Raw genomic sequence first — 14,206 nt, 5'->3', positions numbered from 1 at the left:
TTCGGCATAATCTCGTGTTGTGGGCATCCACAACGATGATGTGGCGCGGGTTAGGGAGGCTACCGACATCGTCGCGGTCATCAGCGAGCAGGTACAGCTCAAACGGGTCGGGCGGCGCTGGCAGGGCCTGTGCCCGTTCCACCCCGAGAAGACCCCGTCGTTCTCGGTCAACGCCGAAATGGGCGTGTACCACTGTTTCGGTTGCAAGGCCAGCGGTGATGCCATCACCTTCGTCAGGGAAACCGAGCACGCCGACTTCACCGAGGCGGTGGAGCGCCTGGCCAAAAGGTCGGGGATCAAGCTGCGGTACACGTCGTCGGGCGAGGGTGCCGACCGTCTCAAGCGGGTCAGGCTCACCGAGGCTCTGGAGCGGGCGGTGGAGTGGTATCACCAGCGGCTGCTCACCGCCCCCGATGCCGGCCAGGCCCGGGGTTATCTCCGCCAGCGGGGCTACGACGGTGAGGTGGTTCGCCGTTACAAGCTGGGGTGGGCCCCCGACGAGTGGGACGCGCTGGCGGTGAGCCTCGGGGTGGGCACCCAAAAGGGGATGTCCGATCAGGTGTTCTCCGATGCCGGCTTGGGTTTTCGCAACAAGGCCCGGCGCATCCAGGACAGCTTCCGGGCCCGGTTGCTGTTTCCCATTTTCGACCGCAGCGGCCGACCGGTGGGGTTCGGCGGGCGGGTGCTGCCCGGCGGGGAGGGGCCCAAGTACAAGAACTCGGTGGACAACGCTGTTTATCACAAGTCCCGGGTGCTGTACGGCCTCAACTGGGCCAAGCAGGACATCGTGAACGCCGGGGAGGTGATCGTGTGCGAGGGCTACACCGACGTGATCGGTTTCGCCCAGGCCGGTATCTCCCGGGCGGTGGCCACCTGCGGCACGGCCCTCACCGAGGAGCACGTTCAGGTGCTGCGCCGGTTCGCGCCCCGCATCGTGCTGGCTTTTGATGCCGACTCCGCCGGCCAGACCGCGGCCGAGCGGTTCTCCCAGTGGGAGTACAACTTTGGGCTGGAGGTGGTGGTGGCCGATCTGCCCGCGGGTTCCGACCCCGGTGATCTGGCCCAGAGCGAACCCGACCGGCTGGTGGCGGCGGTGAATCAGGCGGTGGACTTCATGGACTTCCGCATAAATCGGATATTGGTCGAGGCCGACCTGAAAACGTTGAAGGGTCAGGTACGGGCCGGGGAGCGGGCTGCCCGCCTGGTAGCCGAGCATCCCAACCCCGAGGTCAGGGACAAGTACTTGATGGATGTGGCCGACCGCTGCTCGGTGAGCGCCGACCGTCTGCGCCAGGTGACCAAAGCCGCCCAGCGGTCATCACGCCGGGGGACATCTGGGGCGGCCACCAGCGATGCTGCTCCCCATCCGGCCGATGCTGGGTACGATCCGGGCAGGGGCGGCGAACCCTCCACCGGTGATCGGGTTGGCTCCGAGCAGGGCGGCGACCCCTACGGCCCCCCACCCAACAACATGGAACGCCTGGTGCTGTGGTTGGCGGCCCATGAACCCGGTGCGGTGTGGCCCGAGATCGTTCCCGAGATGTTCGACTACCCCTTGTACCGGGCGTTGTTCGAGGCACTGTTGGAGTATCCCGACCTGGAAGCGCTCCAGTCCGATGCCGACCCCAAGCTGGCCGAGATCACGCGAGAGTTACTGGTTGTCGAAGATGAGCAGTTGCGGGCCAGCGTCCACCGCCAGGAGATAGCAATGGCGATCCTGATCCATGAAGCGGCGCAGAGAGAGCTGGCCTACCTAGAGCGCCAGGCCCGCCTCGGTTCAGCCGACGAACCGCTGATGCGCCGCGTCGGCGACTTGAAAACAGCCATGGATCAACTCAAGACATCGGAATGGAAGCCCGAGCAGGCCCACTCGCTGCTGCGGTTGCTCCGACCGGGAACCGAGGACTCCCCGGTAACCCCTAAGCGGCTGGAAACCGCCTAGAAGGCGGAAAAGCAGCTCGGACAAACCTCTTTCAACCGCCTAGAAGTCCTCGTCGAAGCTCACGTTGCCTTCCACGTTGGTCTGGTAGGAGGCGACGGTGCGCTCGAAGAAGTTGGTCAGTTCCTGCACGTCCTGGAGTTCCATGAACGAGAAGGGGTTCCGGGCGCCGAACTGCTTGGGCAGGCCGAGTTGGGTCAGGCGCTGGTCGGCCACGAACTCCAGGTAGCGGCGGGTGTCGGCCACCGACATTCCGGGCACTCCCTGGCCGAGCAGGTCGGTGGCGAACTGGTGCTCGCAGTCCACAGCCTCCCCGATCATGGTGGTGACCTGCCGACCCAGTTCGGCGTCGAACAGATCGGGCTCCTCGGCCCGGACGGTGTTGACCACCTCGAGGGCGAAGTTCATGTGACAGCTCTCGTCGCGAAACACCCAGTTGGTGCCCGCGGCCAGCCCGTTCAGCAACCCCTTGGACCGGAGGAAGTACACGTAGGCGAAGGCAGCGAAGAAGAACAGCCCCTCTATGCAGGTGGCGAAGCAGATCAGGTTCAGCAGGAACTGGCGGCGCTGCTGGGGGGTGTCGCACCGGTTTATGTCATCCATCGAATCCATCCACCGGAAGCAGAACTCGGCCTTCTGGCGGATGGACTCGATGTTGTCCACCGCCGCGAAGGCAGCTTTCCGCTCGGCCAGGTCGGGGATGTAGTTGTCCAGCAGGGTCAGGTAGAACTGGACGTGCAGCGCCTCCTCGTAGAGCTGCCGGGACAGGTACATCCGGGCCTCGGGGGCATTGATGTGGCGGTAGAGGTTCAGCACCAGGTTGTTGGCCACGATGGAGTCACCGGTGGCGAAGAAGGCCACCAGCCGGTTGACCAGATGCTTCTCCGCGGGCAAAAGGGCACGCTCCAGGTCCACCAGGTCGTCGGAGAAGTCGATCTCGTCCACGGTCCAGGTGTTCTTGATGGCGTCGCGGTACATGTCGTAGAACTTCGGGTAGCGCATGGGGCGCAGCGTCAACTCGAAGCCGGGATCCAGGATGCGGCCAGCGGCCGGGATCCCGGCCGGCTGGGGTTGCGCCCCCGGATCGGTGCCGTAGCGTTGTTGCGAGAGGGGGGTATCTACCAGGGCCATCAGTCGCATGCCTCACAGGTCTCGGGATTCTCCAGGGAGCAGGCCACCGCTTCGGTATCAGTCACCGGAGCAGTGGGCGTATTGCCGGGAGTGTCGGCGGTGGTTTGGTTGATCCGGGTGTTGGGAGTGTCGGCGGTGGTTTGGTTGATCCGGGTGTTGGGAGTGTCGGCGGTGGTTTGGTTGATCCGGGTGGCGGGTCGGGATCGCAGGTAGTAGGTGGTCTTGAGCCCCGACTTCCAGGCGTGCAGGTACATGGAGCTGAGCTTGCCTATGGTGGGGGACTCCATGAACAGGTTCAGCGACTGGGACTGGTCGATGAACACCCCCCGATCGGCGGCCATGTCTATGAGCGACCGCTGGGGGATCTCCCAGGCGGTGCGGTACACCGACTTCAAACGGTCGGGGATGCGCTCGATACCGGCCACCGAGCCCTCGGATCTCTTTATCTCGGCGATCATCTCCTCGTCCCACAGGCCCAGGCTCTGGAGGTCGTCCACCAGGTAGCGGTTGATCTGAAGGAACTCCCCGGAGAGGGTTTCCCGCTTGAACAGGTTGGACACCTGGGGCTCGATGCACTCGTAGCAGCCGGCGATGGAGGCGATGGTGGCGGTGGGGGCGATGGCGATGAGCAGGGAGTTGCGCAGCCCGTGCTCGGCGATGCGATCCCTCACCTGCTGCCATCGATCCGGGTCGGTGGGTACCCGGTCCCACAGGTCGAACTGGAGCTGGTCGCCGGCCGCCCTGGTCCGGTCGAAGGCCGGATGAGGGCCATGCTTCTCGGCCAGCGTGGTGGAGGCCAAAAGGGCGTTCAGGTAGATCTCCTCGGATATGAGGGCCGACAGCTTGCGGGCCTCGTCGCTGTCGAACGGCAGCGCCAGGCGGAAGAACACGTCCTGGAGACCCATGATCCCCAAACCCACCGGTCGCCACCGGGCGTTGGATTCGGCCGCCTCGGGGGTGGGGTAGAAGTTGATGTCGATCACCCGGTCCAGCAGGGGTACCACCAGGCGCACCACCTCACCGAGCCGCTCGAAGTCCATCCCGCCCCGCTCGGTGTCGACGAAGGCCCCCAGGTTTATCGACCCCAGGTTGCACACCGCGGTCTCGGTGGCGCTGGTGATCTCGATGATCTCGGTGCACAGGTTGGAGAGGTGCACCGTCCGGCCCGTCCGGCCCGTCTGGTTGCAGCGCAGGTTGGAGGCATCCTTGAAGGTCATCCAGCCGTTGCCGGTCTGGGCCAGCGTCCGCATCATGCGGCTGTAGAGGTGGCGGGCGGGAAGCTGACGCTCGTACAACCCGGCGGCCTCGGCCTCCTCGTAGGCCTCCCGGAACTCCTCCCCGTAGAGGTCGGCGAAGTGGGGCACCTTCTTGGGGTCGAACAGCGACCATTGCCAGTCCTTCTCCACCCGCTGCATGAACAGATCGGGAACCCAGTTGGCCAGGTTGAGGTTGTGGGCCCGGCGGGAATGATCGCCGGTGTTCTCCTTCAGCTCCAGAAAGTCCTCGATGTCGGCGTGCCAGCTCTCCAGGTAAACGCAGGCCGCTCCCTTGCGCCGGCCTCCCTGGTTGACCGCGGCCACCGAGCTGTCGAGGGTCTTGAGCCACGGCACGATGCCGTTGGACAGGCCGTTGGTGCCCCGGATGAGCGATCCCTTGGAGCGGATGCGGTGCCAGGCCACCCCGATGCCGCCGGCGAACTTGGACAGCCGAGCGATGTCGGTGTAGCGCTGGTAGATGCCCTCCAGGCTGTCCTCGGGGGAGTCGAGCAGGTAGCACGAGGACATCTGCGGATGGGAGGTACCCGAATTGAACAGTGTCGGGCTCGACGGCAGGTAGGCCAGCGAACTCATCAGATCGTAGAAGGCGATGGCTTCGTTGGCATCCACCGACAGGCCGCAGGCCACCCGCAGGAAGAAGTACTGGGGGGTCTCGATCACCAAGCGGGTGTCGGGATGGCGCAGCAGGTAGCGGTCGTACACCGTGCGCAGCCCGAAGAACTCGAAGTTGCGATCCCGCAGCGAGCTGATGGATGCGTTCAGCGCCGGGGCGTGGGTCTCGACGAACGTGGCCGTCTCGTCACCGATCAGGCCCAGGCTGCGACCGGTGCTGATCGACTCGGTGAACCACGGGATGTTCTGGTTGCGAACCTCCTTGTCGATGCAGGTGGATAAAAGCCGGGCGGCCAGCCTGGAGTAGTTGGGTTCGGTGACGATGAGCCCGGCCGCGGTGCGGATGGACAGCTCGTCCAGCTCCCGGGTGGTGGCCCCGTCGGCCAGCGCGGAGATGGTCCGGGTGGCCACTCGCATGGGGTCCACCCCCACCAGCCCCTCGGCGCAGCGGGCCACGGCGTTGACGATCTTGTTGACGTCCACCGGCTCCAGCTCGCCGCTGCGTTTGCGCACCCGCATTCCGGTGGCGGGGGAACGGTTCGAGTCGCTATCGGCCCGGTCCCGGCTCAATGCGGCCAACGGCTCCTGTACCAGTGTCATCGGTTCCCCCCTGCGGATGAGGCTCTTGGCGTCAAGTTTTTCAATTGTAGTTACAAATCGGTAATTCCATCAATGGAAATAAAAAAGATCACGTTGTGAGCAGGGATTTTGCGGTGAGTCGATGCTGCTGGATCTCCATGAGCGCGCACCGGCGCGCGCTCTCAGGCTTCCCGGACGGTCAGTTCGGTGGCCTTGAGGGCGGCCCAGCACCGGGGTTGGGAGCTCAGATCCAGCTCGCGCTCGGCCCCGGCGGTGACCCATACGTGGCAGGGCACGGGGGCACCGAGCACAACCTTGACCCGGTCGCCCTCGGGCTGGACGCGGGCCACCTCGGTCTCCCAGGTGTTGCGGGCGCTGGTGTGGGGTCGGGAGTTCGACAGGGTTACGGCCGCGGGCGAAAAGGTGACCAGCACCGGCCCGGTCATGGGTGAGGCGGTGGTGAGGGTGAGCCCGCAGTCGAGGGTCACTTCGGTGCCGGACGCGTGGCCGGTGAGGAGGTTTACATCCATGAGGCCGGCGGTCCACGGGGTTCGGGGGTCGGCGGCCACCGCCTCGGGGGTCCCGGCCTGCACTATCCGGCCCCTTTCCATCACCAGGATCTGATCGGCCAGCACCCGGGCCTCCACCGGGTCGTGGGTGATCAGGATGCGGGTGGCTTCGATGCCGGCCAGCAGGTGGCGCACGTCGGTGCGGGTTCCGGCATCCAGGGAGGCCAGGGACTCGTCGAGCAGCAGCACCTCGGACCGGCAGGCCGCGGCCCGGGCCAGCGCCACCCGCTGGGCCTGGCCGCCGGAGAGTTGGGAGGGGCGCAGCCCGGCCACCTCGGCCAGCCCCACCCGGTCGAGCCACGCCTCGGCCTGCCGGCGGGCGGGGCGGGTGGCCAGGCCCGAGCACCGGGGACCGAACGCCACGTTGTCCACCACGCTGAGGTGGGGGAACAGCAGGTTGTGCTGGCTGTGCAGGGCCATGGGTCGGCGGTCGGGGGGTACCCGTATGCCCCGGTCGGTGTCCTCGACCACCTGGCCGGCCAGCACGACCCTGCCGGCTTGCAGGGGGATCAGCCCGGCCAGCACGTGGATCAAGGTGGTCTTGCCCGCCCCGTTGGGCCCCACCACCACGGTGCAGCTTCCTGCCGGTGCGTGGAACCCGGCTTGGATGGTGAGGTTTCCGGTTGTGGCTTGGATGCCGGCTCGGACGCTCATGGCCGGGGGGTCTCCGCCAAGCCCGCCGGGTGTGGGGAGCGGGGGGCGACCCAGCGGTGGCGCAGCCCGATGAGCACCAGCAGCGACACTCCGATGAGCAGCACCGACATGGCGATGGCCGCCTCGGGCCGGCCGGCCTCGTTGGCCTGGGCGATGGCCAGTGGCAGGGTGCGGGTGCGCCCGGGGTGGTTGCCGGCGAAGGTGATGGTGGCCCCGAACTCCCCCAGAGCCCGGGCCCACGACAGGGTTATCCCCGCGGCCAGCGAGGGGGCCAGCAATGGCACCGTGATCCGGCGCAGAACGGTCCAGCGCCCGGCCCCCAGGGTGGCGGCGGCCGACTCCAGCCGGGGGTCGAGCTGGCGCATCCCCGCCTCGGCGGTGATCACGAAGAACGGCATGGACACGAACGCGGCAGCAATCACCGCGCCCGGGGTGGTGCCGATGAGGGTGTCCACCCCGAACCCGTTGTGGAGCGCCCGGCCGATGAGCCCCCGGCGTCCCAGGGCGAAGAACAGGGCGATGCCTCCCACCACCGGGGGCAGCACCATGGGCAACAGCACCAAGGCCCGCACCAGCGCCCGGCCCCGGAACGGCATCCGGGCCAGCACCCAGGCCAGGGGTAGCCCCAGCACCGCCGACACCACCGCGGCCGCCAGTGACACCACCACCGACACCCGCAGCGCCTCCAGGGTGCCGGCCTCACCCAGCGTGGTGGCCAGGGACGACCACGGTGTGCGTTGCAGCAGGCCCACCAGGGGTAGCCCCAGCACGGCCACGGCGATGAAGGCCATCACTATGGCGGCGATGGGGGGTCGGCTGTGCGGCGGGTGGTCACGGGGGGTGGAACCCTCCCGGCGGTTGGTAACCGGGTTCGCAGCAGTAGTAGGTCGGTTGTGCGGCCCTTCGGTGGCGCTCATGGGGTCTCGAACCCGTGGGAGGCGACACCACATCCCGCATCGTGTGGAGACCTATTGGGGGGATCGCTCATGGGGTCTCGAACCCGTGGGAGGCGAGGATGCGCCGGCCCTCGGGGCCGGTGACGAAGGCAGCAAAGTCGGCGGCCTCCGCCCGATTGCTGACGGCGGCCACCGGGTAGTCGGTGAACCGTTCCTGGGGGCCGATGGGCACCTCCAACACCTTTGCCCCCCCGGCGGCCACATCGGTGGCATACACCAGCCCGGCATCGGCCTCGCCCAGCATCACCTTGGTGAGCACGGCTCGCACGCTGGTCTCCTCCGTGTCGGCATCGATCTCGACCTCGGCGCCGGCCAGCACTGCCCGGGCCAGGGCACCGCAGGGTACCTCGGGGGCGCATACTGCCAGGACGAGCCCGGGTTCTTCCAGGTCCTCCAGCTCGGCAATGTCGCCGGGGTTGCCGGCCGGCACCACCAGGGCCAGGTGGTTGCGGGCGAACACCACCGGAGATTTTGCGGTGCGCCCGCCGGCCACCACCCGGTTCATGTTGGCGGTATCGGCCGACGCAAACACGTCGGCTCGGGCCCCGGCAATTATCTGGGTGGCCAGCCGGGCGCTGCCCGCGAAGCTGAGCCTCACCGCCGTTTTGGGGTTGGTGGCCTCGTACTCCCCGGCCATGTCCTCGAATGCCCCGGACAGCGACGCGGCGGCATACACGGTCACGGTGGTGGCATCATCTCCACCGCAACCCACCGATGCCCAACCCAGAACCCCGGCCAACAAACCAAGGCTCAACATGTATATGCGCATGTAGGGCCGCGGTTGGGTGTTGCCCGTTGGTGGTTTTGTGAGGCAGTTCTGGTTCGTGCATGTCAGGTCGCGGTTCCGGTCTCCAGCTCCGCATACTCCACTTGAAAAAGGGAGCATGTCAGGTCGCGGTTCCGGTCTCCAGCTCCGCGGTTACGAACAGCTCCGGTCCCACCGCGGTTAGCAGTTCCCGGCACCGGCCGGCATCGGCCACGTCCTGGGCCACCTGATCCAGAACGGCCAGGCGCTCGGCGGTGTCGGTAACGGTGGCGGAGGTCACCGGGATCGACAGGCGTACCTTGGCATCGCTCTTGATGCGGCGAATCTCTCGCAGGGTGTCGGCGGCCACCGTGGCAGCCCGCGGGTCCACGTCGCCGGCGGCGGCCCGCAGACCTCCGGTGTCGGGCCAGGTCGAGCGGTGGATCGAGCCCGGCTGCCACCACGACCACACCTCCTCGGTCACAAAGGGTAGGAAGGGGGCGAACAGCTTCAGGTAGGTGATCAGGGCCAACTCCAGGGTGCGGCGCCCCGATTCGCCCGCAGGGCCACCCCGGCTGCCGTAGGCCCGGTTCTTGACCAGCTCCAGGTGGTCATCGGTGAACGACCAGAAGGAGGTCTCGGTCAACTCCAGAGCCCGGGCGTAGTCGCACCGGTCGAAGGCGGTGGTGGCACCGTCCACCAGGTGGGCCAGGTTCGCGAGCAGCGCCCGATCGAGGGTCTCGGTGGGTTCGGTTGCCGCCGTCGGTGCTTGGCCGAGCACGAACCGGCTGGCGTTGAGGATCTTCACCGCCAGCCGGCGCCCCACCTTCATCTGACCCTCCTCGAAGGCGGTGTCGGTGCCGGGCCGCCCCGACGAAGCCCAGTAGCGCAAGGCATCGGCCCCGAACGCCTCCAGGGTGTCCATGGGGGTGACCACGTTGCCCTTCGACTTGGACATCTTCTTGCGGTCGGGGTCGAGCACCCATCCCGATATGGCCGCGGTGGACCACGGTACTGCGCCGTGCTCCAGGTGGGCCCGGGTCACGGTGGCGAACAGCCAGGTGCGGATGATCTCGTGGGCCTGGGGGCGCAGGTCCATGGGGAAGGTGCGTTCGAACAGGTCGGGGTCGTCCTCCCAGTAGCAGGCGATCTGGGGGGTCAGCGAGGAGGTGGCCCAGGTATCCATCACGTCGGGGTCGGCGGTGAAACCACCGGGCCGGTCCCGCTGATCCTCCCGGTAGCCGGGGGGAACGTCGGAGGAGGGATCCACCGGGAGGGAGGCTTCCTCGGCTGCGATGGGGTGGTGGTAGTCGATCCGGCCGCCGGCATCCAGCGGGTACCAGATGGGAAAGGGCACACCGAAGAAACGCTGGCGGCTTATGAGCCAGTCGCCGTTCAGCCCCCCGACCCAGTTCTCGTAGCGGACCCGCATGTGCTCGGGCACCCAGTTCAGCTCCCGGCCCCGGCCGATGAGGGCATCGCGCAGGGCCTCGTCGCGCCCGCCGTTGCGGATGTACCACTGGCGGGAGGTGACGATTTCCAGGGGGCGTTGGCCTTTCTCGAAGAACTTCACCGGGTGGGTGATGGCTCGGGGTTCGCCGATCAGCTCTCCCGATTCCTTGAGGAGTTCGACCACCCTTTGCTGGGCTCCGTGGACGGTGCGCCCGGCGATCTCGGCGTAGGGGGCCGGGTTCACCCCGTCGGGGGGGCTGGTCACCAGGCGGCCGTCCCGGTCGATGATGGCTCGTACCGGTAGGTTCAGTTCCCGCCACCAGGTTACATCGGTGGTGTCGCCGAAGGTGCAGATCATGGCGGCACCGGTGCCCTTGCCGGGGTCGGCCAGTTCGTGGGCCACCATGGGCACTGCGGCTCTGAACAGGGGGGTGGTGATGGTTTGGCCGAAGAGGGGCTGGTAGCGGGGGTCGTCGGGATGGGCCACCACGGCCACGCAGGCGGCCAGCAGCTCGGGGCGGGTGGTGTCTATGAGCAGGTCCTCGCCGCCGGGTTGCCGGAAGGCCAGGCGATGGTAGGCACCGGGGCGGTCCCGGTCCTCGAGTTCGGCTTGGGCGACTGCGGTGCGAAAGGTTACGTCCCACAGGCTGGGGGCTTCGTTCTGGTAGGCCTCGCCTCGGGCCAGGTTGCGCAGGAATGCTCTTTGGGAGGCTCGGCGGCTGCGTTGGTCGATGGTGGCGTAGGTGAGTGACCAGTCGATGGATAGTCCCAGGTGGCGCCAGAGCTGTTCGAAGGCTTTTTCGTCGGTGGTGGTGAGTTTTTCGCACAGCTCCACGAAGTTGCGCCGGGAGATGGGGAGTTGGTTCTTGTCGGGGTTCTCGGGGGGTTTGAAGTGGGGGTCGTAGGGTAGGGATGGGTCGCAGCGCACTCCGAAGTGGTTCTGTACCCGGCGTTCGGTGGGTAGGCCGTTGTCGTCCCAGCCCATGGGGTAGTACACCTGCTTGCCCTGCATGCGCTGGTAGCGGGCCAGGGTGTCGCAGTGGGTGTAGCTGAACATGTGGCCCACGTGCAGCGACCCGCTCACGGTGGGTGGGGGGGTGTCGATGGAGTAGACCTGCTCCCGGGTGGCGGTACGGTCGAAGCGGTACGTGCCCTCGGCTTCCCAGACCTCGCCCCACTTGGCCTCCAACCCTTCCAGGGCCGGCTTGTCGGGCACGTTACGGAAAGCACTCATGGCCCCAACACCCTACTTCGCCACCACCACCCGGCAGCAGCCATCACCCCGTTGTCGAAGTGCTCTGGTGGCGGGGGGAGGGGGGGGGGGTTGATGGTTAAGACATTTCAGCTACTTGGCGGTGCGGCCTTCAACACGATGTCGAAGCTGAGCAATTCGGCACCATGGGCCAATGGCTGGTTGCTGGGTTGGGCGTGGCCTCGGGCGAACTCCGGTGACCGTACCCAGGCCAGGAAATCCTCCTCGCTGGACCAGCGGGTATAGACGTACCAGGTGTTCCCCTTCGAAGGTTTGAGCAGTTCAAAACCCTCGAAGCCGGCCATGGTCTCCACCTCGCCTACCCGCCGCTCAAAACGGCTCAGTAGCTCGTCGCCAGCTCCGTCAGGCACGGTGATGGCGTTGATCCGGACGATGCTCATTGGTTTTTCTCCTTTGGTTGGTAGGAATTGGATCGGATTGAAAATTCTAGGATTTGGTTGAAGATGCGACGGTTACGGCGCTCAAGTCTTTGCTAAGTTGGGTGAGCATCTGGGCGGTCCGGGGACCGTTGCCCAGCAGCAATTGATCGTCATAGGCCAGAACTTGCCGGTTCTGGCCCGCCGGGGTTTGCCCGAGCCCGGCGATGGCCAGCAGCCCGTCCACACCTCCCACCGATTCGAGCCCATTCTTCGTCACCAGCAGAACGTCGGGAGCAGTGGCCAGAATGGCTTCGGCAGAAACTGGTGCAGTGCCTTCAACCCCCATTTCCTGGGAGACATCCACACCCCCGCCAGCATGGATCAGCCAGTGGGTATTGGACGACCGGCCCAGCACGAGTTGAGCCGCCGTGCCTCGAACATAGAGGGCCACCACCCGGGGGTGGTGCCCCTCATGTCCGGAGGGGACCATTGCTTTGAGCATGGCATCATCCAGCTCATCAGCCAGTTCTTCCCCCCGTTGGGACACCCCCAAAGCCGCAGCCACAGCTCTGATCTTCTCGCCGGCACCTGTATGGGTGGCCTCGTTGGGCAGGATCACAAGGGGGTACCCGAGTCGACGCATATCGTCCAGCGCCTCGGGCGGGCTGGCAATGTCGGTGGCCAGCAAGACGGTAGGAGCAAAAGAGGCCACGGTTTCGGCGGACAGTGCCCGCTGGTAGCCGATCTCCGGCAAAGCATCAGCTTCGGGTGGATACGTGGCCGACATGTCGGTTGCCACCACGTTGCTTCCCATGCCCAAGGCGATGAGTGGTTGTGCGAATATGGAATGCACAATGGGGTGCCGCTGACCGGGCAGGAGACCACCTTCACCTCGAGTCCGTAGATCCGCTGGATCAACTCCGCCGTCACCACCTCCGAGGGGTGGCCCACCGCTTCAATTCGCCCGCCGGCCAGGGCAATGAGGTGGGATGCGTAACGGCACGCCTGGTTGAGATCGTGCAGGATCATCACCACCGTGCGGTTCTCCATCCGATTCAATCGGGCCAACAGTTCCAGCATCTCCACCTGGTGGGCTATATCCAGGAACGTGGTGGGCTCATCCAGCAGCATCAGTGGCACATCCTGAGCCAGGGCCATGGCAATCCACACCCGCTGGCGTTGGCCTCCCGACAGTTCGTCTACCGCTCGTTTGCGCATCTCGACCAGCCCGGCCAACTCCAACGCCCGATTCACCGCTTGTTCATCGGACTTGGACCATTGGCTGAACAGGCGTTGGTGGGGGTAGCGCCCCAGACGTACCAAGTCTTCAACAACCACACCTTCGGGCTCCCGGGGAGACTGGGGCAGCAGGCCGAGGCGGGTTGCAACCGATCGGGTGGGTTGGCGGCACACGTCGTCCCCATCGAGCAGCACAACGCCCTCCGAAGGTCGAAGCAGACGGGCCAGAGTTCGCAAGAAGGTGGACTTGCCCGAGGCATTGGCCCCCACGATGGCGGTGATCTCGCCGGGAGGTATGGCAGTGGTGAGGTTTTCGAGCACCTTTGGACCTCCGTAGCCGGTGCTGAGGTGCTCCACCCATAGATTGGGACTGGATGGTCGATCATCCGGCACGGTTGAACCTCCTCAAAACGAATAGCAGGTAGGGACCACCCATCGCTGCGGTTACCACCCCGGCGGGCAGCACGGTCGGGGCGAACAGGCGTTGGGCCACCAGATCGGCGGACAGCAGCATGACCGCTCCCAGCAGGGCGGTGAGCATCACTAGCCCCCGCGTGAGAGCACCTGCCAAAAAACGGGCCACATGAGGAGCCAACAGTGCAACAAAACCTAGAGGGCCAACCACGGCAACCACAGTTGCGGATAAGCCGCAGCCGGTGGCGATCACCGCCAGGCGGCTTTTCTCCAAGCCAACCCCCAGGGACATGGCGCTGCCATCACCCAGTTGCATGACCTGCAACCGGCGAGTGAGCAGGAGGGCCACCGGCAGCAGAATGACCAGGCCGACTGCAAGCATGCGGGCATCGCTCCAAGAAGAAGCCAGGGTGCCGGCCTGCCAACGGGCAGCCGCGCTGACCCTTTCTATGGGATACCGCACCAGCAGGTAGGTGATGACTGCGCTGAGCAAAGCGTTGACCCCGATACCCACCAGCACGAGCCGGCCCCCGCTGAAGCCCCTACGCCAGGCCAGCAGGAAGATCATGGCCGCAGTCGCCAGCGCCCCCGCGAAGGCCATCAGGGGTAGCAGGCGGATATCCAGCCCCATGGCGAGGATGGCTATAGCGCATGCCGTAGCGCCGGTGTCGATCCCGATAATGTCGGGCGACACCAGCGGGTTGTTGATCAGCGCCTGAAACAGCGCACCAGATGTGGCCAGGCTCATTCCGGCCAGCACGGCCACTACTATTCGGGGCATTCGTAGGGAATTGATCACAAATTGGAGATGGCACCCCACACCGTGGCCATGTCGATCCCAAAAACGCCGTAACGCAGGCTGAGCAGGGCTATACCACCGAGCAGCAGGCCGCAGAGAGGCAGGCTCACAAAGTGATGTCGCAACAATGGGAGGCCGCTGTCCACAAGCCAATTATAAGGTATACCTAATAAAAAATAAAAGGCAGGCAAGAAATATGGGGCTTGGG

At 66.0% G+C, this 14,206-nt stretch carries 10 protein-coding genes and 1 pseudogene; 1 reads left to right on the top strand and 10 read right to left on the bottom strand.

Translation table 11 applies throughout. The annotated features are described in order from the left end of the window. Positions 1–19 precede the first annotated feature (19 nt). The gene (gene dnaG / locus ACOGXC_RS06710) at positions 20–1,942 is read left to right on the top strand and encodes a DNA primase (protein WP_419919917.1); all 1,923 of its coding nucleotides are present in this window, start codon (positions 20–22) and stop codon (positions 1,940–1,942) included. 39 nt (positions 1,943–1,981) lie between these two features. Here dnaG and ACOGXC_RS06705 read toward each other — a convergent pair whose 3' ends face one another. From ACOGXC_RS06705 to ACOGXC_RS06660, 10 genes and pseudogenes are all read right to left on the bottom strand, one after another. Continuing rightward, positions 1,982–2,941: a ribonucleotide-diphosphate reductase subunit beta gene (locus ACOGXC_RS06705; protein WP_419920037.1), complete on the bottom strand. Its 960-nt coding sequence runs from the start codon at positions 2,939–2,941 to the stop codon at positions 1,982–1,984. Positions 2,942–3,069: 128 nt separating this feature from the next. After that, the gene (locus ACOGXC_RS06700; protein ID WP_419919916.1) at positions 3,070–5,559 is read right to left on the bottom strand and encodes a ribonucleoside-diphosphate reductase subunit alpha; all 2,490 of its coding nucleotides are present in this window, start codon (positions 5,557–5,559) and stop codon (positions 3,070–3,072) included. Between the two features lie 161 nt (positions 5,560–5,720). Further along, positions 5,721–6,761, bottom strand: coding sequence for a sulfate/molybdate ABC transporter ATP-binding protein (locus ACOGXC_RS06695; protein WP_419919915.1), 1,041 nt, complete (start codon positions 6,759–6,761; stop codon positions 5,721–5,723). After that, complete coding sequence (gene modB / locus ACOGXC_RS06690; RefSeq protein ID WP_419919914.1) at positions 6,758–7,678, bottom strand: molybdate ABC transporter permease subunit; 921 nt, start codon at positions 7,676–7,678, stop codon at positions 6,758–6,760. Before modB ends, ACOGXC_RS06695 begins: the two co-directional genes overlap by 4 nt. A gap of 67 nt (positions 7,679–7,745) precedes the next feature. Then, entirely contained in the window at positions 7,746–8,456 is a 711-nt protein-coding gene (gene modA, locus ACOGXC_RS06685; protein ID WP_419919913.1) for a molybdate ABC transporter substrate-binding protein, read from the bottom strand. A gap of 148 nt (positions 8,457–8,604) precedes the next feature. Next, positions 8,605–11,148: a valine--tRNA ligase gene (gene valS, locus ACOGXC_RS06680; RefSeq protein WP_419919912.1), complete on the bottom strand. Its 2,544-nt coding sequence runs from the start codon at positions 11,146–11,148 to the stop codon at positions 8,605–8,607. Between the two features lie 107 nt (positions 11,149–11,255). Next, entirely contained in the window at positions 11,256–11,567 is a 312-nt protein-coding gene (locus tag ACOGXC_RS06675) for an antibiotic biosynthesis monooxygenase family protein (protein ID WP_419919911.1), read from the bottom strand. Positions 11,568–11,613: 46 nt separating this feature from the next. Next, the gene (locus ACOGXC_RS06670) at positions 11,614–12,333 is read right to left on the bottom strand and encodes a heme/hemin ABC transporter substrate-binding protein (RefSeq protein ID WP_419920036.1); all 720 of its coding nucleotides are present in this window, start codon (positions 12,331–12,333) and stop codon (positions 11,614–11,616) included. 332 nt (positions 12,334–12,665) lie between these two features. Continuing rightward, positions 12,666–13,106: pseudogene (locus ACOGXC_RS06665) on the bottom strand (ABC transporter ATP-binding protein); the annotation flags it as partial. Positions 13,107–13,167: 61 nt separating this feature from the next. After that, positions 13,168–13,980 (bottom strand): FecCD family ABC transporter permease, encoded by an 813-nt coding sequence (locus tag ACOGXC_RS06660; protein WP_419919910.1) that lies wholly within the window; start codon positions 13,978–13,980, stop codon positions 13,168–13,170. Positions 13,981–14,206: the final 226 nt, after the last annotated feature.

It is taken from the genome of Candidatus Poriferisocius sp., assembly GCF_965202595.1.
Classification (GTDB): domain Bacteria; phylum Actinomycetota; class Acidimicrobiia; order Acidimicrobiales; family Bin134; genus Poriferisocius.
Note: the sequence above shows the minus strand (reverse complement) of the source record. Positions and strands in the feature narration are given on the sequence as shown.

Coding starts and splice junctions, on each gene's coding strand:
- ACOGXC_RS06705 (WP_419920037.1), bottom strand. CDS start 2,941: ATGCGCTACCCGAAGTTCTACGACATGTACCGCGACGCCATCAAGAAC.
- ACOGXC_RS06675 (WP_419919911.1), bottom strand. CDS start 11,567: ATGAGCATCGTCCGGATCAACGCCATCACCGTGCCTGACGGAGCTGGC.
- ACOGXC_RS06700 (WP_419919916.1), bottom strand. CDS start 5,559: ATGACACTGGTACAGGAGCCGTTGGCCGCATTGAGCCGGGACCGGGCC.
- ACOGXC_RS06660 (WP_419919910.1), bottom strand. CDS start 13,980: ATGCCCCGAATAGTAGTGGCCGTGCTGGCCGGAATGAGCCTGGCCACA.
- ACOGXC_RS06695 (WP_419919915.1), bottom strand. CDS start 6,761: ATGAGCGTCCGAGCCGGCATCCAAGCCACAACCGGAAACCTCACCATC.
- ACOGXC_RS06670 (WP_419920036.1), bottom strand. CDS start 12,333: ATGTCGGCCACGTATCCACCCGAAGCTGATGCTTTGCCGGAGATCGGC.
- valS (WP_419919912.1), bottom strand. CDS start 11,148: ATGAGTGCTTTCCGTAACGTGCCCGACAAGCCGGCCCTGGAAGGGTTG.
- modB (WP_419919914.1), bottom strand. CDS start 7,678: ATGAGCGCCACCGAAGGGCCGCACAACCGACCTACTACTGCTGCGAAC.